Origin of the sequence: Mesorhizobium sp. M1348, from assembly GCF_040317925.1 — a bacterium.
In the GTDB taxonomy this organism is placed as follows: domain Bacteria; phylum Pseudomonadota; class Alphaproteobacteria; order Rhizobiales; family Rhizobiaceae; genus Mesorhizobium.
Map to the genome: position 1 here is coordinate 20,849 of NZ_JAMYLH010000028.1, position 21,984 is coordinate 42,832.

General features: G+C 60.2%; 19 protein-coding genes and 7 pseudogenes. 2 read left to right on the forward strand and 24 right to left on the reverse strand.

The features are described from left to right. Positions 1–238 precede the first annotated feature (238 nt). Entirely contained in the window at positions 239–877 is a 639-nt protein-coding gene (locus tag NKH13_RS29035) for a tyrosine-type recombinase/integrase (RefSeq protein WP_352916091.1), read from the reverse strand. Between the two features lie 522 nt (positions 878–1,399). Here NKH13_RS29035 and NKH13_RS29040 point away from each other — a divergent pair. Continuing rightward, positions 1,400–1,651 (forward strand): transposase, encoded by a 252-nt coding sequence (locus NKH13_RS29040; protein WP_352916182.1) that lies wholly within the window; start codon positions 1,400–1,402, stop codon positions 1,649–1,651. A 12-nt stretch (positions 1,652–1,663) separates the two neighbouring features. Here the strand turns inward: NKH13_RS29040 and NKH13_RS29045 are convergent. Continuing rightward, a pseudogene (locus NKH13_RS29045) lies at positions 1,664–2,011 on the reverse strand (transposase); the annotation flags it as partial. A gap of 659 nt (positions 2,012–2,670) precedes the next feature. On the opposite strand from NKH13_RS29045, the gene NKH13_RS29050 reads away from it, so the two are divergent. Further along, complete coding sequence (locus NKH13_RS29050) at positions 2,671–3,567, forward strand: IclR family transcriptional regulator (RefSeq protein ID WP_352916094.1); 897 nt, start codon at positions 2,671–2,673, stop codon at positions 3,565–3,567. A gap of 79 nt (positions 3,568–3,646) precedes the next feature. On the opposite strand, the pseudogene NKH13_RS29055 reads toward NKH13_RS29050, so the two are convergent. The 22 genes and pseudogenes from NKH13_RS29055 to fni form a co-directional block, all read right to left on the reverse strand. Continuing rightward, a pseudogene (locus tag NKH13_RS29055) lies at positions 3,647–4,050 on the reverse strand (pyridoxal-phosphate dependent enzyme); the annotation flags it as partial. Between the two features lie 10 nt (positions 4,051–4,060). Next, positions 4,061–4,345, reverse strand: a complete 285-nt coding sequence (locus NKH13_RS29060; RefSeq protein ID WP_352916185.1) for an exopolysaccharide production repressor protein — start codon at positions 4,343–4,345, stop codon at positions 4,061–4,063. Positions 4,346–4,410: 65 nt separating this feature from the next. After that, complete coding sequence (fdxB, locus tag NKH13_RS29065) at positions 4,411–4,728, reverse strand: ferredoxin III, nif-specific (RefSeq protein ID WP_352916097.1); 318 nt, start codon at positions 4,726–4,728, stop codon at positions 4,411–4,413. Next, positions 4,725–4,928 (reverse strand): CCE_0567 family metalloprotein, encoded by a 204-nt coding sequence (locus NKH13_RS29070; protein ID WP_352916100.1) that lies wholly within the window; start codon positions 4,926–4,928, stop codon positions 4,725–4,727. The genes fdxB and NKH13_RS29070 overlap by 4 nt, the downstream gene beginning before the upstream one ends. Positions 4,929–4,953: 25 nt before the next feature. Next, positions 4,954–5,423: pseudogene (locus NKH13_RS29075) on the reverse strand (NifX-associated nitrogen fixation protein). Between the two features lie 222 nt (positions 5,424–5,645). Beyond that, positions 5,646–6,878: a TlpA disulfide reductase family protein gene (locus NKH13_RS29080; protein ID WP_352916103.1), complete on the reverse strand. Its 1,233-nt coding sequence runs from the start codon at positions 6,876–6,878 to the stop codon at positions 5,646–5,648. Positions 6,879–7,356: 478 nt separating this feature from the next. After that, positions 7,357–7,500 carry a hypothetical protein gene (locus NKH13_RS29085; RefSeq protein ID WP_352916199.1) on the reverse strand — a complete coding sequence of 48 codons (144 nt, stop codon included), beginning with the start codon at positions 7,498–7,500 and terminating at the stop codon, positions 7,357–7,359. A gap of 58 nt (positions 7,501–7,558) precedes the next feature. Beyond that, a pseudogene (locus tag NKH13_RS29090) lies at positions 7,559–7,606 on the reverse strand (hypothetical protein); the annotation flags it as partial. 703 nt (positions 7,607–8,309) lie between these two features. Further along, positions 8,310–8,681, reverse strand: coding sequence for a universal stress protein (locus NKH13_RS29095; RefSeq protein ID WP_352916106.1), 372 nt, complete (start codon positions 8,679–8,681; stop codon positions 8,310–8,312). Between the two features lie 607 nt (positions 8,682–9,288). Then, positions 9,289–10,008, reverse strand: coding sequence for a response regulator transcription factor (locus tag NKH13_RS29100; RefSeq protein ID WP_352916109.1), 720 nt, complete (start codon positions 10,006–10,008; stop codon positions 9,289–9,291). 47 nt (positions 10,009–10,055) lie between these two features. Continuing rightward, a pseudogene (locus tag NKH13_RS29105) lies at positions 10,056–10,259 on the reverse strand (ferredoxin family protein); the annotation flags it as partial. Next, positions 10,256–10,451: pseudogene (locus NKH13_RS29110) on the reverse strand (CCE_0567 family metalloprotein). The pseudogenes NKH13_RS29110 and NKH13_RS29105, both read right to left, overlap by 4 nt. A 26-nt stretch (positions 10,452–10,477) precedes the next feature. Further along, the gene (locus NKH13_RS29115) at positions 10,478–10,957 is read right to left on the reverse strand and encodes a NifX-associated nitrogen fixation protein (protein ID WP_352916112.1); all 480 of its coding nucleotides are present in this window, start codon (positions 10,955–10,957) and stop codon (positions 10,478–10,480) included. Between the two features lie 17 nt (positions 10,958–10,974). Then, positions 10,975–11,472, reverse strand: coding sequence for a nitrogen fixation protein NifX (gene nifX, locus NKH13_RS29120; RefSeq protein ID WP_352916115.1), 498 nt, complete (start codon positions 11,470–11,472; stop codon positions 10,975–10,977). Continuing rightward, positions 11,438–12,820: a nitrogenase iron-molybdenum cofactor biosynthesis protein NifN gene (gene nifN, locus NKH13_RS29125; RefSeq protein ID WP_352916118.1), complete on the reverse strand. Its 1,383-nt coding sequence runs from the start codon at positions 12,818–12,820 to the stop codon at positions 11,438–11,440. The genes nifX and nifN overlap by 35 nt, the downstream gene beginning before the upstream one ends. Positions 12,821–12,829: 9 nt before the next feature. Continuing rightward, positions 12,830–14,320 (reverse strand): nitrogenase iron-molybdenum cofactor biosynthesis protein NifE, encoded by a 1,491-nt coding sequence (gene nifE / locus NKH13_RS29130; protein ID WP_352916121.1) that lies wholly within the window; start codon positions 14,318–14,320, stop codon positions 12,830–12,832. Between the two features lie 56 nt (positions 14,321–14,376). Beyond that, positions 14,377–15,918, reverse strand: coding sequence for a nitrogenase molybdenum-iron protein subunit beta (gene nifK / locus NKH13_RS29135; RefSeq protein WP_352916123.1), 1,542 nt, complete (start codon positions 15,916–15,918; stop codon positions 14,377–14,379). 128 nt (positions 15,919–16,046) lie between these two features. Continuing rightward, on the reverse strand, positions 16,047–17,549 hold the full coding sequence (nifD, locus tag NKH13_RS29140) for a nitrogenase molybdenum-iron protein alpha chain (protein WP_352916126.1): 1,503 nt from the start codon (positions 17,547–17,549) through the stop codon (positions 16,047–16,049). Between the two features lie 98 nt (positions 17,550–17,647). Further along, on the reverse strand, positions 17,648–18,541 hold the full coding sequence (nifH, locus tag NKH13_RS29145; RefSeq protein WP_352706820.1) for a nitrogenase iron protein: 894 nt from the start codon (positions 18,539–18,541) through the stop codon (positions 17,648–17,650). A 483-nt stretch (positions 18,542–19,024) separates the two neighbouring features. Next, positions 19,025–20,282, reverse strand: a pseudogene (locus NKH13_RS29150) (type II toxin-antitoxin system HipA family toxin). Then, positions 20,257–20,586 (reverse strand): helix-turn-helix domain-containing protein, encoded by a 330-nt coding sequence (locus NKH13_RS29155; protein ID WP_502895940.1) that lies wholly within the window; start codon positions 20,584–20,586, stop codon positions 20,257–20,259. The pseudogene NKH13_RS29150 and the gene NKH13_RS29155 overlap by 26 nt, the downstream one beginning before the upstream one ends. 336 nt (positions 20,587–20,922) lie before the next feature. Next, positions 20,923–21,972 (reverse strand): type 2 isopentenyl-diphosphate Delta-isomerase, encoded by a 1,050-nt coding sequence (gene fni, locus NKH13_RS29160; RefSeq protein WP_352916129.1) that lies wholly within the window; start codon positions 21,970–21,972, stop codon positions 20,923–20,925. Between the last annotated feature and the right edge of the window lie 12 nt (positions 21,973–21,984).

A 21,984-nucleotide genomic window follows, 5' to 3' on the forward strand; every position in this document is an offset into this window, starting at 1 on the left:
TTCAGCCCGGCGCGCTTGAGCGTGCGATAGACGACACAGTCGACGGCGCTGGAGCCGACCAGACCATGCAATGGCGCTCGCATGCGGACGAAGACCCGCCGCGTCGAGCAGATCGGACAACGTGCGCAAATAGTCGACCAGCGTCGCACCGATGTCCGCGGTAATGGCATCCGACCCAGCCGCTGGCCCTTGCCGCGGACGACAATCTGGCCCCGCTCCCAATCCAAATCGTCCAAGGTCAAGGCGACGACCTCGCCTGCGCGCAACCCCAGGCGGCCAGGAACAACAAGATCGCATAATCGCGCTGGCCGACCCGCGCGCCGCGATCGCCAAACGCGAGCATCTGCTCGACCTGTTCAGCCGGAAGTGACTTGGGCAGGTGCGCCAAGCTCCAGGTGGTCACCCCGGGCACTGCGCGAGCGAGATCCGTCGCGATTGCGCCCCGCTGTGGCAGAAAGCGCAGAAACGAGCGCAATGCGGTGATCATCAGCTGCGCCCGACGACGGCTTCCCGTCTTAGCGTAACGGACAATGAAACGATGGACATCGATTGGGTGCAGCTCATCTAGCCGCATCGACTTGTTCTCAAACCGCCCGATTAGAAAGCTTCGAACAATCGGCAGATAGTTGCTCAAGGTCGCCGGTGAGAGGCCACGCTCCGCACTCAGGTAGCGCCCGAAATCGTGGGTGACCGCCCGGCCGGATCGTGCCACAGATGACGACGCGTGCCATTTCATGTTCGAGGTTAGCGTGACCTGCGTGCTCCACGTCTCCCCTTCATCGTCGGAGGCCATGACCATGAGGTCGCCGGCGTGACCAGGATGTAGAGCCGCCGGCCAGCGATAAATGGCCGGCCATGCCAGAATGGAAACGTGCATCGTTCAGCCCAGGAACAGCCCCATCGTCGGACACATAAACCTTGCCAATTCCGAAGCGCGTACCACCGGCGCGAGATCCCTTCGGCCCAGGGAGATGCATGACCCCGTCACCGCCGAGATCAAATGTCCCTACCATTCTGCGATTCTTCGTCACAACGATGCCCGGCGCGTAGCAGTAGACATCTTGTGGTCGTTCGGACCGGTAGACAGTCTCGAAGTCATCCGCCAATGCGCGCATCGCGAAACGCTTCTGTGATCCACACGGCCAAGAGAGCCGGTGCTAGGTGATCCTTGGAATAATCGCCACTAGGGTGTGGACGAATTTGTTTACTGGCTCTCGGAGCATTTCTATCTGATTCATACGGTGCCGACTGATTTGGAGGTCGGCATGTGCACTAAGATGACGGATACGGATTGGGCGAACGCGCTGGAGGTGTTCGGCGCGTCGCTACCACGGCGCGGCGCCAAGGGCCGGGATGATCGGCTATTTCTGGAGGCGCTGCATTACTTTCGGTTCACAACATCACCTGGCGGGCGTTGCCGGAGCGTTACGGCAAATGGAACAGTGTGTGGAAGCGCTTTGATCGGTTGGGCAAGGCCGGTGTCTTCGAGATGTTCGTCGAGCATCTCGCCATGCTGTCCTCGTCGGCGCATCTGGTGCAGGATGTTCGATTCGACGATTCGACGGTGGTTCGCGCCCATGTCTCGGCGGCGGGCGCAAAAGGGGGCAGGAAAATCAGGCGCTCAGCGGACTGTCAGGAATCTTGTGCGTGAGGCCGGTTAACGTCATTGGCTGACGAACCTTTCGCCGAAGACGACGGCGAACTGTGTCCTGGCCTCGAACCACTCGCGCGGGGCGCGTTTCCATTCCTCTGCCGCGTGGTTGAGCACCAGATATAGCAGCTTCATGGCGGCGTCGTCATTGGGAAAGTGGCCGCGCGTTCGCACGGCGCGCCGCAGCTTTGAGTTCAACGCCTCGATGGCATTGGTGGTGTAGACGATGCGCCGCGCGCTTTCGGGGAAGGCGAAGAACGGCACGACATGAAGCCAGTTGCGCCGCCAGCTTTGAGCGATGCCGGATAACGCTGGCCCAGTAGCCAGCTCGAAAGCCTCAAGCGCGGCCAGGCCAGCTTCGAGCATACAGATACGCTCGTCGATCCTGTTTGAAAGAGTCTCCAGCGCGGCAGCCTCCTGCCGGATGATGGCCTTGGCCCGCTCAAGCATCACCATTGTCCTGTCACTATGGTCTTTGCCGCATTCAGGATATTGCTGGGCTGGCTTTTCCGCGCGAAGGCAGGAGTGTACGCCTGTGGCTAACAATTGCCATGATAGCAACCTCCATCCTAAATGGCGATTCTCGCCGTTACGTCCAATGGATAGCAGTGTGGCCTATCAATCGGAAAATGGGGGTGATCTTTTTATTAATTTAGTGCTGCAGTTTCGCAACTGGTCGCTCTCACGCTCCTGCGGATCGTCGACGGCCAGATCGCCATTGTGAGCGCATCTAGTTGACGTGACACTCGTTGCGTCGATCGTATGGCATGCGAGTTGCAGTCATTCGTTGATGCATCCGATTTCAGCTCGATGCCGTTGGCGGACTTCATTCAGGAAACTCGAAAACATCGACGCGCAGGCAAAGTTTTCCCCGGCCGCAGGCATGAACCTGCCGTCCGTATTTACAAGCTTGTTACACCGCACAGATCTCTTTCCTGACGCTAAAGTATGCATAAGGAAATAATATATTTTAGACTATACTGGTTCATGTGATTGACAAGTGACGGCCGGACAATAGCATGGAGTTTATTCGCCAGTGGACATTGTTTACGATGATAGGTTCAAATCTTCTTATAGAACGGTGCTTCGCCACGATCGAACTTTTGGCGGATGAAGCGAAGAGCCTGCGTCTCGAAGATATCGCCGAGCGTCTCGATCTGCCGACAAGCGCAGTCCATAGATTGCTAACAACCCTTTGCTTGATCGGCTGGGTCGAGCAGGATTCAAAAACCGGCTTTTATCGCCTGACATTGCGACTTGCTATTCTCGGGCAGCGATTCATGGTTGCAACCGAAATCCCTGATATCTGCCAATGTATCGTGGATCGCCTTGCCCAAGACAGCAAAGAACTCGTGCGCATGGCTACCGTCAAACAGGATGGGCTGGCTTGGACTGCCTGCGCGCAAGGCGCGAAGGCTGGTCTAATCTATGAGCCTGAGACAACCGCAGAAGTGCCCTTACCGGTTACTGCCGACGGGAAGGCCTGGCTTGCCACTTTAACCGCGGGAGCCGCAGCCAAGGTAGTACTGAAAAACGGGTTCGGGCAGCCCGGCAGCTATGGCCCCAATGCCGTTCGGACTATTGAGGCCGTCATGCGCGAACGCGAACTCACACGAGAACAGGGTTGGGCCTTGGCAGTAGATGAAGCTGAACTTGGTGTGACATCGATAGCCGCAGCAATACGTCCAAATGACGGACCAGCAATCGGTACGGTGAGTGTCGCCGGGCCAATCCTTCGGTTGAGCGGTGGAAGGATTCTGGAAATATCGCGGTTGATCTCCGTGGCAGCAGATGTTCTTGCGACGCTTTGGCCGCTGCGAAATATTCAGGCTTCGCGGCAACGGTCTGTTGCGCAAGCGCTGATTAGCACCGAGCCAGCACGGGGTCTCGACTCCTTACTAGTAAGGCATCATTAATTTGTCAGTTACGCATATTTTGTTTGCAAGATTTCGTTTATATTTAGCCTAATTTCTTTAGAGATCGGGGCTGCTTCGGGTGAACAGATGCCCCGGCTGGTATCGCATAGGGTCTGCCGCCCCTTGCCTTGACCTCATAGAGGGCTTTTCCCCACTGCGGCGGATACCGATGTCAAAGCTCTCGTCGACCAGGCGCACCTCTGCTCCCATGATGCGGCTCAAGAGAATGTTGCCGACCCGGTCGTAGCTGGTACCCAGCTCTCGTGAACCAGGAGACATTTCATGCCGATCTTGGCGGCGACCGCGGCGACCATGCGGGTGTGGTTGGACTGCACGCCGCCGATGGTGACGAGCGTATCGGCATCTGACGCGATCGCGTCTGGGAATGATGTATTCGAGCTTGCGCAGCTTGTTTCCGCCAAACGCGAGACCGGAGTTGCAGTCCTCGCGTTTGGCGTAGATTTCCACCTTTCCCCCGAGATGCGGCCGCGCCTCAAGGGAGCAACAGCGATATCGCTAGCGTTTGATTTTGGAGCAAATCTGCAGATTTACTCGTCACCTCATCATGGTCTGGCGGCTGGGATCCAACGTCCTTGCAACTGCCGAAATGCTCAGCCCTTTGCCCAGTTTCGCGAGCACCGCTAGACCGCCAGATCAGAACGAGCACGCTACCGAAATAGGCTAGCTGAAAAAACAGCGAACAAGTCAGCGCCGTGACGACTACTGTGCCGATGGAATGAGAAGCGAAGTAGACAGTGAGTGCGGTGCTGCACAGCACCAGCCCCAGGACACGACAAAAGGTTCTAAAGGGCAACGCCGTTCTCCTGGTTTGGTCTCCTCAGATCATGCTGCGACCTGGTCGGCCGCAACATGGGTCTGGCAGTTCTTCGGGCAGACGCGGGCGCAGGCTCCGCAGCCAATGCAGCGGCCGGCATGATCGACGACCATGATCATGCGATTGAGCTCGCCATCGAAATCATCGTCCTCGTCGTCGCAGCCGCCGAGGATTTCACCCGCATCATCGACGCCGTAAAGGTGCATGACCTCGCGCGAGCAGACCTTGAAACAGCGGCCGCAGCCGATGCAGGTCGTGCCGTCTATAGCGCTGAGATATTCCGGCATCCATCCGGAGCCGTCGCGGGTGGTGAATGTGCTCGTCATCGTAACTTCTTCATTGCAGCGAGCTCTCTCTTGGCACCATCCAACGCGGCAAAAACGGCGGACGTTTCCTCGGCAACCTCCTCTATCTCCGTCCATTTTCCCGGGAGATCCTCTGCAAGGTCGCGCAATTTCATCTTGGCGACTGCTGCGCGCAGCTGAAGCTTTCGGACTTTCTTCCCCATTTCATCTAGCTTTGACATAAACCCTTCCTCGAAATCGGTTTCATCACGCCGGCGTCACACCGGGACCGGCTTCAGTGGCTGCGGTCGCATCGTCGATCAGTTTCGCACCGGCCTCCCCGAGCTTCCTGAACGTCTCGAAGCCGAACCGGTGGATGTCTCGACAGAGCGACCAACCGCCCGGCCGTGAAAAGCAATCGTCCGAAGCCCCCATGGGTTCATCTCAATCATTGGCGGTGTCATCAGGCCGGAGCGCTCCTCGATCGCAAGCCCCACGGCGGTGTAAAACATGTCGAGCCTCCACAGCACGTCCGGATCGGGATCTCCGATGACAGGGATCGCACGGCGCTGTTTTCTGGTGACGATGAAGTCGGCCAGCAGCTCGGCGTCCGATTTGCCTTCCCATGAGCCGTAGGACTCCTGAGCACGGATCAGCCGCACGAGGCATTTGACGAACGGGGTGGCAAGGGCCGCCTCGTCCTCGGCGACAGCAGGGCTGACCGCGGCTTCAGGCATTTCATATTCTCCTCATTGCAGTCCTCTTCCTCGATGGACGATTTCCTTTTTCGGAGACGCCTACTTCGGGCAGACTTGCGCAGCCGACGCCCGGCTCGGGGCGGCCGATACCACCCAATTGACGTTCCTGTGGCCGACCTTGAGCGCGTCCTCGACTGCGAGGTCTTCCACCACGGCCAGAATTCACGTCGAACATCACTTCCGCCGCGATGCGGCCGCAGGTCATCGCAAGATACGAACCTCGAACCTGCTGCAAACGATCCGCCCTGTGCTGCATGGGGCCTGCTTGCTGCGGCCGCGCCAGGGCAATGGATGAACCGGCCAGTAAACATTCCGACCACCCCCCTTCTTAAGTATTCTTCTCGCCCGGCCGCGCTTTGGCACCTCCGGGAAGCTTGATTTGCGGAGCCGCACAGCGCCGTAACAAACCTTCCCGCCTCTGTAGTTGGCCAGGGCCTGCAGCAAATCCGGTAGAAGGTGCTCTTTCAGTTCGTCCGGGATAGGCTCCGGACCGTCCAGCGACTTCAGTGTCAATTCGACCAACTCGATCGCGCGATCGTTGTTACCGTTATCGTGATAGTACCGGGCGACAGCCGGATAAGACCGGTACTTAGGGCTGTCGCCTTGCGGGGGATTAAGTGCCAGGATGTGTTCGGACAGTTCCTTGCCCATCGCGAAGCGCTCGGCAGGGGGAAGGCGCGAATGGTCATTAGCCGGGTGGAAAAGTTGGTCTAGCGCCGAAACCATCCAGTCCTCGGAGTTTTTGTCGATCGCGTCGCGAACCAATTGGCGCATGACGGGCAAGCCGGTCCACATGTCTTGGATTTTGTGAAGCAGCAGATGCGCATGAGCCAGGCGGAAATTGATATCGTCCGGCATCAAGGCGATGCCCTCTTCGATCGCCCAGAGCGCCGTCTTCCAATCTTCTAACTTCACCGCCGCCCAGAATCTGTCATCGATCGGCTGCTTCAACGCTTCTTCGCGCGCCATGGGTTCGCTTGTGGCGATCCGCTCCGTATCGGTGGCTTTAGCTTTATCGCTGATGCGCCAGCTGCCGTTGAGCACTTTCGGCAAAACCTCATCGAGTTGGCTGGGATGACAGATAAAGGCGATGTGGCCGTCTCGGTCGACCACGAACGAGGTCGGAATCCCAACAGAAAAGCTGGGTTCTCTCCAAAGCCTGTTCATTTTCCCTGTGAAGTCGAACGCGATCCGATAATTCAGGTTCGGGCACTTTTCGATCAACCAAGCGTCCAACTTGGTTCGGGCCTCAACGGCCGTTGGAGCATCTTCATCCGCCGCGACTCCGACGATCTCAAGCCCGCCGTGCTTATATTTCTCTTGCAGCTGCATCAAATGGAGCATCTCCGCCACACATGGTCGGCACCAAGTTGCCCAAAATTCGATGATGTACACCTTGCCGCGCTGGAAGTTCGTAAGGGGCTCGCCACGCATCCAGTCCCCCATTTGATCGAAGGCGCCGGTGACTCGATCTGCAATACCATGTTGCTCTCCAAAACCGTTGCCACAGGTTGCGCGACCTTATGCGCGAGCTTGTTTCCCGCGTAGAGAGGGGCACTAGGGTTACAAGGAAGGAGAGCGGCTCTCGTCTCGCGCATCTGCATGCAGTCAGCCTTCACTTAAGTGTTGCCACATCACAATCAGCAAAGGTCAATTAGCAAAGGCCGTGCCAGCGCGCTCGGTGCGCAGTAAGCGCATGATTTCGCATTCAAAAGCCTCGATCTGCCAAGATAGCCAGCTGTATTGAACCCGACATGTTTTCTGCCGCTGTCAGGTTTTGGACAAGCGTCACGCGCTTCGCGTCGCCAGAAAAGCCTAGCCACGGACGACTCAACATGTTCGGGCCGAGGGACGAGGCCGATGGACATCATGACTGCGTGGGCTCCCGCCAGGCTCGTCATCATCGCCCGCTTCACGCCACCGGCTTGAGCGTCTTGCCGTTTAGGTCCTTGAGGCGGTAGCGATCTCGCCATTTGGATTGCAAGGGGCCGCTCCATCCGAGCGCGGCCTGTGCCCCCTCGCCCGCCTTGCGATTGAATTCCTGGGCTGACGACACGGGAGTTCTTCACGACCAAGCCGGTCCAGCTGTAGCTCGCCAATACAGCCATCGTCAGATCGACGATGATGATCGTGGCGAAAAACGCCAGGCCGAGTGCCGGCATGTGCCGGCCGGTGAACTCTCCGGGATTCCTGCTTTGTGTCGTTATCTTCTTCGTTGCCTGTGCTCGGGCGCTAGGGGGACCGCCTGGTGCGAATGTGAGCGTTGTCGCAATTTGACCAGCCCCAAAGACCGCTTGGTCGCCACGCGGGTCGGGCGGGACCGACTGAAAACGCTGAAGATGCGGCCGTCCTCGCCGCTAACCCGGCTACCATCCCAGACGACAGCAACGTGATTGATGCCAGCGATTCCCGCCGGCTCCGGCAAGAGCCCGACCGTCCCGACTCGAAGTTGAGGGCCTTGGCCGCGGCTCGGTCATTACATTGTTCAGCTTCCGGCCAGTAGCCAGGAGAGATCGTGATAGAGCCCATGCGATGCCGCTACGGGTCCGAACTCGGTTGTCGCGCTGAAACGACTCTGTTTCTCGACCTGACGCCGAGCTGCTAAGCCGTGGTTTTGACTGCATTGAGGAGCGCCTGTACCTCTGCGCGGTCTTTGGGCTCCGCGTTACGGATCATCTCGGGCGAGGAGAACCCCCGAGCGCGCGTTAGAGACGTCCGGGATGTTCTCGGCGACGGCGCTTGCAGATTGGCTCCGAAGAGCTTCGCGAAATTTGCGCGTTTGCTGCCACTTTCTCCGAATTGGCATCAGGATAATCGACCAGGGGAGTAGAGCTTCGAACAGCATCGGTGCTAGTCCGAAACCAGTCAGAGAGCCAAAAACAGCGGCAATGGCGGCTTATCAACTATCCATCTCGTCACGCCACCGAAGATCCCCTCACGCAGCCGGCGGCGGCCAAAAGCGCCCATAATTATCATATCGGCAGACGTGTCGATTGCGTGCTGCCCCAGCACCAGTGGCCACGGATTGACCGGCGTTCGGCAACCGGTCGATCGCCACCCGAACACCGTGCCGAGCGAGATAGGCAACGATGCCGGCTCCCGGCTCCGGCCGTTTCCGATGCAGCTCGCCTCCGGATCGACTAGTGCGAGACGAACTTCCTCCGCACCGGATAGGAGATCCAGCGCTTCCCGAACCGCCCGGGACGCCTCGACTCGCGAATTCCAGCCGACCAGCACGCGCCGTGGCCTCAGAGTCGCCTCAGCGCCCTTCGGTACAATAAGCACCGGCTTTCCCGTTTCGAACAAGCTGCCGTTGATAACAAGGGGTCCGAGGTTAATCTCGTTGAGAAGTGCGGGGCCGAGGACTGTGGGGTCGGCGCGGAGCGCCCGCTGTCGCACACGTCACCGATGTTGGCCTGATCGCCATAGTCGGTATCGACGTCATAAGAAAGCCGCATGCCTCTCAGCAGAGTCCGAATTTCGCTGGTCCGTTTTTGCAGTCTGGCCATGTCCTGCGAAAGTCTCTCGATTTGCCGAAACCGTTTTTCCAGTGTGGCAATGGCTTGTCCGCGTTGTTGAGGCCACGGGGATGCCATCGCCGAGCGGCGGAGGCGATATGATCAGTACGGAAAGATGCGCGCCGACCTCGGCACACAAGCGGGCAGCTGTTCTGACGTCCTGATCGGAGTGGTCAGCTCCCGTCACACTGAGCACGCTTTTAAAAGCCATCTGACTGCTTCTCTCTGAGTATGTTTTCTGCGTATGTCGTACTTGTAAGCGCGTTCGAGCCGCTAGACTTGCGCTCCAGCGCGACGGAGATGCGGAGTGGCAGCACACCGGCTACCTATTCAGCGTCTGGTTCAGTGTCCGGCTCCTCGAGCGAGTAGCCGGCCGACCTGATGGTACGAATGACGCTGCCGGGCGAAGCCCTCTTCAGTGCCTTTCTGATCCGGCTAATATGGACATCGACGGTGCGTGGACCGATATGGATATTTTCCGGCCAGGCCGCGACGATCAACTCGTCTCGGCTGAAGACCGTGCCGGGAGTCTCGAGCAAAAGCCGCAGCAGTTTGAACTCGATCGGTCCGAGGTGGATCTCGTGGCCGTTACCGCGGACTCGGTGGGCATCGACCTTCATCTCAAGGCTGCCGCAGCAGAGCCAGCTGCCGTTTTCGATCCCGTTTGAACCCGACTTCGGCAGCGCCAGCTTCGTCCGTAGACAGTCAAGCAGCTTGGCCGGCGCGAAGGGCCGCACAAAGCTCTCGTCAATACCTGCCTTCAAGAGATCGAGGTGCTGGTTCTCGGCGCCGGGCGCGATCAGCGCAATTACGGGCAGGCCGCCGGTCCGGGGCTCCCCCTTGAACCGGGCGCAGATGATGGATCCTGTCGCGATTGCCGGCTGGCAGTCCAGCACCACGGCCTTCGGCTCCCGTTCACTGGCCAATGCAAGCGCCTCCTCCACGCCGCCGGCCAGTTGAATCGTGAAGCCATCCACCTCCAGAATGTGGCTGTGGACCAGATAGAACTCCGGATCCTGCGAACAGATCAGGACCAGTGGCTTCATCAGCGCTGCCCTGCCTCAAAACGCCAATTCGGCCTCGGCCGCGTCGGTTGGTTGAGCTCGCCATCGAAGTCGTCGCCTTTGCCGGCGCAGAGGCCGAGGATTTCGCCCGCATGGTCGATGCCGTGAAGGTGCATGACCCCGCGCCAGCAGATCTTGAAGCAGCGGCCGCAACCGATGCAGGTCGTCGCGTTGATAGCGGTCGCATATTCCGGGATCCATCCGGAGCCTCGGGTGACGAAAGCACTCGTCATGGTGAACTCTCCAATGCAGCGAGCTCTCTCCTTGCAGCGTCCAACTCGGCAAAAATGTTTCCCGGCGACCGCCTTGATCTCGGTCAAGTTGATGGGAAGGTCCTCGGCGAGGTCGTGCAATTCCATCTTCGCAGCCCCCGCGCGCGACTGCAGTTTCCGGACCTTCTTTTGCAGCGCCTCGAGGTTTGGCATGATCCCCTTTCTCGATACCCGGTCCATCACGCTCGTGCGACGTCGGGATAGGCTTCGATGGCTGCGATCGCAGCGTCGACCAGTTTCGTATCGGCCTCGGCGAGTTTCTGGAACGTCTCGAAGCCGAACCGGTGGACGTCGCGCAGGGCTTTCGACAGAACGACCAACCGCCCTGCCGTGAAAACCACGCGCCCGAAGCCCTCAGGGCTGACCTCCAAAATCGGCGATGCCATCAGGCCGGAGCGTTCCTCGATCGCAAGCCCGACGGCGGCGTAAAAAATCTGGAGCCTCCACAGTACGTCCGGATCGGGATCGCCGATGATCGGGATCGCACGCCGCTGTTCCTTGGTGATGATGAAGTCGGCCAGCAGTTCGGCGTCCGTTTTGCCTTCCCATAACCCGTAGGAATCCTGAGCGCGGATCAGCCGCAGGAGGCATTTGACAAAGGGGGTGGCAAAGGCCGCCTCGTTCTCGTTGACAGCGGAGGTAACCGTGGCATCAGACATTTCGTGTCCTCCTCATTTCAGTCCTCGTCCTCGAAGGACGGTTTCTGTTCGGCGACACCTGCCTGAGCCAGCACCTTGCGCAGCCAAGGGGGAGGACACGTCCTGAGCATCATCTGCGTGCGCAACAGCACCTCGTGGATGGTTTCGGGCTGCGGCACTTTGATCGGATGAATTTTTGCCGAAACAACCTTGGCTGCCGAAGGTCCGCCGATCGCCAGACAAAACAGGAGATGACAGCCCTTCAGCACCTCCACCTTCGGGGTGATGCGATCATCGCCCTCAGTTCGGTGCTTCCCGCTCTCGTCGGAAACGTCATCGAAGGCCACGGCCTCGACGAGATTCCACTCCTCGCGCGTCACGTCGTAGACAGCAAAGCGCCTGGCCGAACCGAAATGGGCGTTGAGGTTCTTCATGTCCTGCGTGGCGATCGCCACGCGCAATGCGCCGGCTTGGCGTTCCGGCGTCGGTGCGTGAACCTCGTCAGTGACGAGCGAGAGGCGACGAACGGAGCTCATCTGGCATTTCTCGCTTACGGAGTGGATCAAGCGCCTCAGGCGTCGGCGCGTGCCGGTTGGCTTCGAAAATGTGGGCGACCTCGAAGATCAGGTCGCGGGTTCCCTGGTAGAGGATTGTGAGCTTGTGCTGGCTGCCGAGCCGGTCGAAGATCGGGAAGCCGACCCGCATGAGCGGAATGCCGAGGCGCTGCGCCGCCTGGCGGCCATGGGAATGGGTGACGAGAAGATCAGCGCCGGCGCCAAGAGCTTCCAAATCGCCGAGATCCCCGATCTGAACCGACTGCGCCGGTACTTCCTCCAAAATTTTCGACATGTCGGTCGTGGTGACCGCCGCCGCGATTTCGGAGCCCATTCCGATGAAGAAGCTCGCGAGTTGGTAGAGTTGGTCTGGTTCAGCAGCGATCGCAATTTTCTTACCTCCAAAGTGGAAATGTCCGTCGAGCAACGCGTCCTGCAACTGCGCCCGGCGACGGCGTACCCCAGCCGGCGCGCGCGCGCCCGAAACCGCGGACAGCAGCGAGACGAACCGGTCGGCATCCTTCAATCCAGTCAGCGACCGGAACAGCACGTATGGCACGCCGGTCAACCTCTGCAGCAGCTCGGCCGGGCGGCGCATATGCTCACCGATGACGATGCATTGCTCGGCCGTGCCAAGCTCGCGGATATCCTCGACACTGGTGCCGCCATAGGTGGTGGTGACCCAGCGGTTGGGCACCGTACCGTCGAGCGAGCCGGAGACGTCCGGCAGAATCACCGGCTTGAGTCCAAAGCTTTCAACCATCTCACGCAAATGCTCGATATCAGCCACAGTGAGGTTCCAGCCAGGCAGGATCACGATCTTCTTCGACTGCCGCGCCTGCTCGCCGGGCCGCGTAATCCTTTCGGTCATCGCTGTGACAGCCTTGGCCCAGCCCTCTTCGATCGCGCCATCGAAATCCGGTGTGTTGGCCAGCACCACCTCCGTACCTGCGAGTTCTTCCGTGCGCTTCAGCCTGATATTGGCGATATCTCCTGCGCAGTCTTCGCCCCGGGTTTCCACGAGCGCCGTCGTGCAGACCCCGATCAGCGTTGGCTTTGTGCGGGCCTTGAGGTTGAGGATCGCCTCTTCCAGATGGTCTGCCCCGCCAAGGATCGTCGCCACCTCGTCCATCGCCGTGGTCTGCAAGGGAATGGCTTCCTTGAAATGCCGCACGAACAGCACGAGCGCAAAGCTGGTGCACCCCTGGCTGCCGTGAAACAACGGCATCGCGCCGTCGACGCCAAGAAAGGCCAAGGCGGCACCCAGCGGCTGCGACGACTTCAGCGGATTGACCGCCGTCGCTTTGGTCTGGGGAAGGATGCGGACCATCGGCTTTCCTCAACACTCGCCGAAATCGTCGGCCGTCGTGCCGGCGAATTCCTGGACAACACGCAAGGTCGCGGTCTCGCTTTTCGTGCGCGGCAGTTCCTCCCTCACCGCAGGCTGGCAATCCCATGGTGCCGGCTCCCGCACCTGGCGCCAGATCGGGTTATGAATGGCGAGGTCGATCTGGCGTACGAGTTCAACCATGCCGTCATAGCCGGCGTAAGGATGTTGGCGCTCCTGGTTGATATCGAGCCAGGGTGTCTTGGCTTTCAGCGCGATGAACTGCGTGCGCCCGCCCGACAGCATGATATCGGCCTTGTGTTCTGAGAGCATGGCGTAAAGCTCGCGCGGCGCCATCTGCTCGAACATGTGGTTGTCGTCCTTGAGGATCTGCTTGATGCGCTCCTTGTCTTCGACGGTCGACTTCTTGACAGAGGTGCCAACGATCTCGATGCCGATCTCCATCAGCGCATGGACGACCGACCAGGACTTCACACCGCCGGTGTTGAGCAGCACGCGCTTGCCTTCGAGCCTCGGCCGGTAGGCCGCGAGCTTCTTCCAAGCGATCGCCTCCTCTTCTGCAATCAATGCCTCGGTGCGGCCGAGGATCTCCGGATCGGCACCCTTCTTCACGAGCAGCTGAGAGATCTGTCGGAGCGCTTCCGAGGTGTCGGTGATGCCGTAGAAGGAGCCCTCGAAAAACGGGACGTCCCAGCGCTGCTCCATCTTGCGGGCGAGATTGATGAGCGCGGTCGAGCACACCATCATAGCCGCCCGGGCGCGGTGCGCGGAAGCAACGTCGAGGTAACGCGCGTCGCCCGGAATGCAGGCGCGCACCCGGATGTCCAGCCGATCAAGAAGCGGCTTCACCAGCCAAAATTCGCCAGCGAGGTTGAATTCGCCAAGAATGTTGATGTCGTAAGGGCCGGCATCGTCGGGCTCCACCGTGCCGATGACATGCTCGAGCAACGCCTCGCCGGCAAGCTTGTTGCCGAGATTCTTGGAGCCGACGAAGCCCGGCGCATTGACCGGCACCACCGGTAGGCCGAACTTTTCCGCCGCGCGCCTGCAGACGGCCTCGATGTCGTCGCCGATCAGCGCGGTCACGCAGGTCGGATAGACGAAGATTGCCGGCGGCCCATACGCTTCCTTGATCTCGCGGATCGCTTTGAAGAGCTTCCGCTCGCCCTGCCCCATCACCACATCGAGTTCGGTGAGGTCGGTCGTGAAGCTTGTGCGCCACAGGGTTGGCCCGGACGAAGCCGCACCGCGGTTGTCCCAGGAATTGCCCTCGCAGGCGAGCGGCGCATGGATCAAATGCGCAACGTCGGTGATCGGCTGCAGCACGATCTTGGCGCCGTCGAAGGCACAGCCGCCGGCGGCCGCCCCGGGGGTCAGTGGCTTCGAACAGCCCTTTTTGCGCGCCTTGGCATCCTTGCCGCGGTTCTTCTCGCAGGCAGGCTCGTTGAAGACATCCTGGATTTTGGCTCTGAGCAAGGACATTGCGTCGGTCTCCAAAGTCCCTCGGGAAGATGACCGGCCAAAGCCGACCGTCACGCTTAGCGGGTCAGGTCATAAGAATAGTCCGTCACGCCCGTCTCGCTTGTCTCGCGATCGAGCTTGTCGAAGATCTTGTCGAGGATCGTCGTCAGGACGCGCAACCCGCCTTGGTAGCCCACAAGCGCAAACCGATGGTGATGGTGGCGGTCGAAGATCGGAAACGTCAGCCGGATCAGCGGCGTGCCGGTGTCGCGCTCCAGATACTTGCCATAGGAGTTGCCGATCAGCAGGTCCACCGGCTCGGTGAAGAGCAGCGAGCGCATCGCCCAGAGGTCCTTGCCCGCCCAGACTTGAGCATCCTTGCCGAAGGGCGATGATGCAAGCAGTTCCTTCAACTCCGCTTCCCATGCCGAGGTGCCGTTGGTGGCGAGGCAATGGGTCGGCTCGCCGCCCGTCTCCATGATGAAGCGGGCCATGGCGTAGACAAAGTCCGGATCGCCGTAGATGGCGTATTTCTTACCGTGCAGCCAGGATTGGCTGTCCGCCATGGCGTCAACAAGTCGGCCGCGCTCCACGCGGATTGCCTCGGGGATTTGCTTCCCGGAAATCGCGGAGACCTCCATCAGGAAGTCGTCGGTCGCCTGGACTCCGAGCGGGTAATGAAACGAGGCAGTCGCCTGCCCTACCCCCTCGCAATACTCCAGTGTTTTTCGGGTGTTGTAATGCTGTAGCGAAAGTGTCGCCTGGGCGTTGAGTGCCTTCCTCACGTCTTCGATCTTCGTGCCGCCGTCATACATGCGGTATTCGCCGTCCGATGGCGTGTCGAACTGGTCAGAGGCGTCTTGGATGAAGGTATAGGACACGCCTATCAGATCGAGCAGGCGCTTGAGTTCCCGGTTGTTGCCGACACAGAAGCCGTCGAAGCCCGGAATGATGTTGATGGTTCCCTCGGCTTTCGTTCGCTCCTCGCCTTTCCAGAAATGCTCCAAAATGCCCTTGACCGCGACGTCATAGCCGTCGACATGGCTGCCGACGAAGGCCGGCGTGTGGGCGAAGGGCACGTCGAAGTCGCGCGGGACCGAGCCTTCGTCCTTGGCGTTCTCGATAAAGCTGTGCAGGTCGTCGCCAATGACCTCCGCCATACAAGTGGTCGAGACGGCGATCATCTTCGGGTCGTAGAGTTGGTACGTGTTGGCGAGCCCGTCGACCATGTTCTTCAGGCCACCGAACACTGCCGCGTCCTCGGTCATCGAGGAGGAAACTGCCGAAGCAGGCTCCTTGAAATGGCGCGACAGGTGCGAGCGGTAGTAGGCCACGCAGCCCTGGCTGCCGTGGACGAAGGACATGGTTCGCTCGAAACCGGCGGCCGCGAACACCGCGCCGAGCGGCTGGCAGGCTTTGGCGGGGTTCACGACAAGCGCTTCGCGAGCGAGGTTCTTTTCGCGGTATTCCCACGTCTTGGTGAATTCGCCTTGGTCGGTAACGACCTGGTCCGGGTGAGGACATTCGAAATTCAGCCTCTTCTCGGCGAGCATCTGCCTGTATTCCGGCTCGCGGAACAGGGGCGCGTGGTCGAGAACTTTTTCAGCCGACTGCGGCATGGATAGTTACCTCTTCTCCATCTGGCCGCGCCATACGGCGGCACAGGGACGTCGAAACGTTTCAGGTCTCCCGCGGACAAAGGGCCGCAAGTGTTCATCGGCCTTCCCGGCTTTCGGGAGGCCAGGTTTCATTCCGCAGCGATCGCCGCCGACGGCTCGGCTTTTTTCTTCCAGGGAGCGTCGTAGAGGCCCCAGACCGGGTTGTTGATGGCCAGATCCATATCGCGGGCGAAGATGGCGAAGCCGTCGTAGCCGTGATACGGGCCGGAATAATCCCAGGAATGCATTTGACGGAACGGTATGCCCATCTTCTGGACCGGGTACTTCTCTTTGATGCCGGAGCCCACGAGATCAGGACGGATCCCCTCGATGAACTTCTCCAGCTCGTAACCAGTCACGTCGTCATAGATCAGCGTGCCCTTCTTCACGTAGTGGCCGGTGCGCTGATAATCGTCGTTATGGCCAAATTCGTAGCCAGTGCCGACAATAACCATGCCCAGGTCCTCATATGCCGTGACAACGTGACGGGGGCGCAGCCCGCCGACATAGAGCATCACCGTCCTCCCTTCGAGGCGCGGCCGGTACTTGGCTATGACCGCATCGACCAGGGGCCGGTATTTGGCGATGACCGCCTCGGCCTTGGCCTCGATTTCCGGCCCGAAATGCTTGGCTATCTTGCGCAGAGAGGCTTCGGTCTGGGAGGGGCCGAAGAAATTATACTCCATCCAGTCGATGCCATACTTTTCCTCCATGTGCCGGCAGATGTAGTTCATCGACCTGTAGCAATGGATGAGATTGAGCTTGGCCTTCGGCGCGCGCTCTATTTCGGCCAGCGTAGCGTCGCCCGACCAGTTGCCGACCACGCGCAGGCCCATCTCCTCAAGCAGGATGCGCGAAGCCCAGGCGTCGCCGCCGATGTTGTAGTCGCCGATCACATTGACATCGTACGGGCTGGCCTCGAACTCGACGTCCTTCTTCTCGAACACCCAGTCGCGGATCGCGTCGTTGGCGATGTGGTGGCCGAGTGATTGCGAGACGCCGCGGAAGCCCTCGCAGCGCACCGGCACGATGGTCTTTTCGTGCTCCTTGGCCTTGTTGCGGGACACCGCTTCGGTGTCGTCGCCAATCAGGCCGATCGGACATTCGGATTGCACACTCATGCCTTTGTTCAGCGGAAACAGTTCCTCGATCTCGTCGATGATCCGTTCCAGCTTCTTGTCGCCGCCGAAAACAATGTCCTTCTCCTGGAAATCGGAGGTGAACTGCATCGTGACGAACGTGTCGATGCCGGTCGTGCCGACGTAGTAGTTGCGGCGTTGCGACCAGGAATATTGCCCGCAGCCGACCGGGCCGTGCGAGATATGGACCATATCCTTGACTGGACCCCAGACCACGCCTTTCGAGCCGGCATAGGCGCAGCCGCGAATCGTCATCACTCCGGGGATGGACTTGATATTCGATTTGACCTCGCATTCGGAAAGGACCTCGCTTTCCTCGCCAGCCTCGTCGCCGCTCTTTGCGACGCTGAGGTGCTTTTTGCGGCGCTTCGCCGCCTTGTCAGGATATTGCGACAGCACCTCCTCGATAAGCTTCGCATGGAGGGCGCCGTCATTCTCGTATTCCAGGCTCATGAGACCCCTTTCAAGGTTCAGGGTGACGCCTCACCAACGAGGCGCCGTTCTTTGAAAGGCGCGCCACGTCAGGCCGCGCCACCAGTCAGTAGCGGTCGTTACCGTGCGGCCGCCTTCGCCGCTTCCTTGACCTGAAGCTCGGCAAGCATCTGCTCGTCCGTCTTCATGATGCCGAAGTCGAGCAGCATGTCCTCGAGCTCCTCCATGGTGATCGGGGTGGGGATGGTGCCCTGGCCCGAATTGTTATGGATCTTCTCGGCCAGCGCCCTGTATTCCCCGGCCTGCTTGGAGTCCGGCGCATACTGGATCACAGACATCTTCCTGAGCTCGGCGTGCTGGACGATGTTGTCGCGCGGCACGAAGTGGATGAGCTTGGAATTGAGCCTGGAAGCCAGCGCTTCGGCGAGGTCGAGCTCGCGGTCGGTTTGGCGCTCGTTGCAGATCAGGCCGCCGAGCCGCACGCCACCCGAATGAGCGTATTTCAGGATACCCTTGGCAATGTTGTTGGCGGCATAGAGCGCCATCATCTCGCCGGACATGACGATGTAGATTTCCTGAGCCTTGTTCTCGCGGATCGGCATCGCGAAACCGCCGCACACTACATCCCCGAGCACGTCGTAGGAGACATAGTCGACATCGTCATAGGCGCCGTTCTCCTCGAGGAAGTTGATCGAGGTGATCACGCCGCGACCGGCGCAGCCGACACCCGGCTCGGGGCCGCCCGACTCCACGCACTTGATGCCTTTGTAGCCGACCTTGAGCACATCCTGGAGTTCGAGGTCTTCCACCGAACCTTCCTCTGCCGCGAGGTGCAGGACCGTATCCTGCGCCTTCGCGTTCAGGATCAGGCGGGTGGAGTCGGCTTTGGGGTCGCAGCCGACGATGAGGATTCTCTGCCCGAGGTCGACAAGGGCGGCGAGGGTATTTTGGGAGGTGGTGGACTTGCCGATGCCGCCCTTGCCGTAAAAGGCGATCTGACGCAAACCTGACATGTAGCTTTCCTTCCTTCGTTCCATTCATCGCGGCTGCCGCGACACGAATGCCGGTCGGGCAGCTGTCGCCGCCTCCCACCCAAGGTTTCAAGACTCGTGCCAATTTGGCTCGTCGAGTCGAAGAATAATTTTGTGGTTGTTTTTCAGGTATTTAGCTTGAAGCCGCAGAAAGGATCGTCGGAACAAGTCGTGTAGCGGACCCGACAATGGCGACACAAAGCGTCGGATCGCGATCCTCAGTCACGCATTCGTTCGAACCGCATCGTTGTGTTGAAGGTGAGCGAACAGCATCTCGACCCGCTTGCGTTAATTGCGGGATGCTGCGAACTCTTCTGTTCCGGCGAGCTGACGTGCTTGGTCTCGCGTGTCCTCATCGAAACTGCGCGGAATGTTGCGCGCCACGCTGGCATACCATCGATCCACGGCCATCCATCCGGGGCCAAAGGCGATGATTCCGCCATATCACACCCAAGGCGACTCGGCTCACTTATCGGCGCAGGAGTTCAGTATCGGCGTCATCGCCTTCACATGTGCGTCAATCCGCTCGAGCACTTTCCCCGCGACAACGTCGCGCTCAGGCAGATGCCACCAGTGCTCATTGACGAGTTCGACGGTCTCGACCACTGCCTTCAGGACTGCCGGCTCCGGAAGCCTTGCACGGTTCGCAAATGCCTTCCATCGCGGTGCTGCTAGCGCCTTGAACGAGCGCTCCCCTCCAAGCGAAAACGCCGTGGCGTCGGCGGGAATATATGGCACGGTCGACAGTAGGTCGTAGATTGGTGCAAGCACCGGCTTGTCGCCGTTACCGGGATAAATCAAAGCACCAGTTCTTCAGGTGCATGTCGCCATTGCCGGTGATGACAGTCAGCACCAGGCGGCGGACGAATTCGAGAGCCGCCGTAGGCGAGACGGCCACGCCAAGAGCCGAGGCTATGTCATGGTAAGCGGCTCCCTCGTATTTGCGCGAGGGATAGACACCGAAGACCTGAGCGAAATCCTCGATGTGTATCCTCTCGCCATCGGCGCCGCGATCGAAGCGTTTGACGAGAAGGACCTTGCCCTACGACAGCGTGTTGAATTCTTCGGGAATGCCCTCAAAATTGGACTTCTCGACCAGTTCGCATTCAGGCACCTCCATGCCGATTGCTGCGGCCAGCGCCAGGTTGGCGAATTCGTTCTCCGAAACGCCCGGAAACACCGTTGAAGAAAACTTGGCGATGTACCGGCCTTGCTCGTCGTCCATCGGCAAGGTAAGGCCCCCGCCTTTTCCAGTTTCCATTCTGACCGACAGCTTCATCTGCACGCCGGCAAGTGAGAACCGTGCCTTGGGCTTATCCTTTGAAGCATCCTGCGAAACCGCTATCGCGCCGTCACTTGGCAACGCCCGTACGGCTCCCGGCAGATCGGCGCCCAGCGCCGCTAAGAGATCGAAATCATTGCCTGGCCGGACATTGCCTTCGTGGTGCTTTTCCATCGCCTCGCGTAGCTTCTCCTCCGGTAGGAGGTTCGCGAAAAAGGCCGGCAAGGCGCCCGCCAGAGGCTTCGGTCCTTTCCGCAATCCTCCGGTCGCTGCCCGGAACGACAGGCTGAAAACCGGAAAGCCGCCCGTCGCGCGGTAGGCCTCATCGAAGTTGAATGCATTGAAATCGCCCGGCGTCCTAACGATTGTGCCGATCTTCAGTGCGTTCAAGAGCACGTCCAGCGACGGGATCGTCTTAGGTGCGTGAAAGACTGGAGCCATGATCGTCATCGTCAGATTGAGGAACAAAGGCGGGCAGGTCGTCATCATCATGCGGACGCAACAGAGCCTGGACAGCCGGCACCATGACTTGCGGAACCAGCATCATTTCCAGACCGAGCGCGCGAGCGACATTCATGAGCGTCGTCGCACGCGCCGCCGCGGCCCCCTTTTCGATGTCGCGATAGCGGGGACGGGATATACCCGCCAAACCAGCGACCTGCTGCTGCGTCATGGCAGCGCCCTGCCTCACCTGCCTGAAAAGCCCACCGATTTCGCGCAGAATTTCCGATTCAGATTCCACCATTACCTATACGATTCATTCCAATGCCCCCATTGATATGCAAAGGTATCTCATCCGGCGAGCAAGTTAATTTAATGATCTGTTCGCGTATCATATATGAAGATAATGATATCCAAAGAGATCAGTCCTTCATTCGAGGATCTCCCAGGTTACCGCCGCACAGCGGACGTTCCTCCGAGAACAGCTGCCATGGCCACCGCCCACGGCATTTTCACCGAGCGGTGCGTACGTCGCTGCGAAAACGGCCAACGCAAAGACATTCAGCGAACGGCTAGTTTAACCTCAGCACTGATGCGCCCGACGGGGCCCTATGAACGCGAAACAGACGCGACCGCGGCATCAACCGGCCGGCAGATGCGCCCAATGCAACAAGCGCGCCTGACGCAACGCCGCCAGATCAGCCGAGCCGGTGCAGAAGCAGGCGACGGCCAACTGGCGGATGGCGATCTCGAAATGCGCGACAACCGCCTCGGTGGATACTGTAGCCGCGCGCAGCACGCCGGCCGCCTGCCCGACGATGTCCGCGCCCAGGCGGATGGCCTTGGCCACGTCAACGCCGTCGCGGATCCCGCCCGACGCGATCAGCTTCACCGTTGGCAGCGCCCGACGTACCGCCTGCACGCTGGCCGGGGTCGGAATTCCCCAATCGGCGAACGCCATCGCCACTGCACGGTCGGCGGCATCGCGGGCGCGATCGCCCTCCACCGCGGCCCAACTGGTGCCGCCGGCGCCGGCGACATCGATCACCGCCACGCCCGCCTCGACGAGCGCACAGGCCACCGAGGCGGACAGGCCCGAACCCACTTCCTTGGCCACGATCGGCACGCCCACTCTGCGCGCGGCGCGAGCGATCTGCGCCAGGACGCCGCGCCAGTCGCGGTCGCCCTCCGGCTGTACCGCTTCCTGCAGCGGATTGAGATGGACGATGAGTCCATCGGCCTCCAACGCATCAACCGCCCGGCGCGCCAGGTCCAGGCCGTCGGCCTCGCGCAGTTGCGCGGCACCGATATTGGCCAGCAAGGGAATGTCCGGGGCCAGGCGGCGCAGCGCGCGCGTCAGTCCCTGCGAGTTGCGGGATAGCAGGCTCACGCGCTGCGAACCGACGCACATGGCGATCCCCAAGGCTTGCGCTGCCTCGCTCAGATGCCGGTTGATGGCCTCGGCGCGTGGCATGCCGCCGGTCATGGAGCTGATCAGCAGCGGCGCGCGCATGGTCTTGCCCAGCAGCGAGGCGCGCAGGTCGATCTGCGTCAGGTCCAACTCGGGCAATGCGCAGTGTTCGAAACGGATGTACTCCCAGCCGGCGGCGACCGTGGCCGGCGCCGTTCGTCGATCCAGCACGATGTCCAGATGGTCGTCTTTGCGCCGGCTCAGGGCGGTGTCGCTCATGCTCGCTCGATC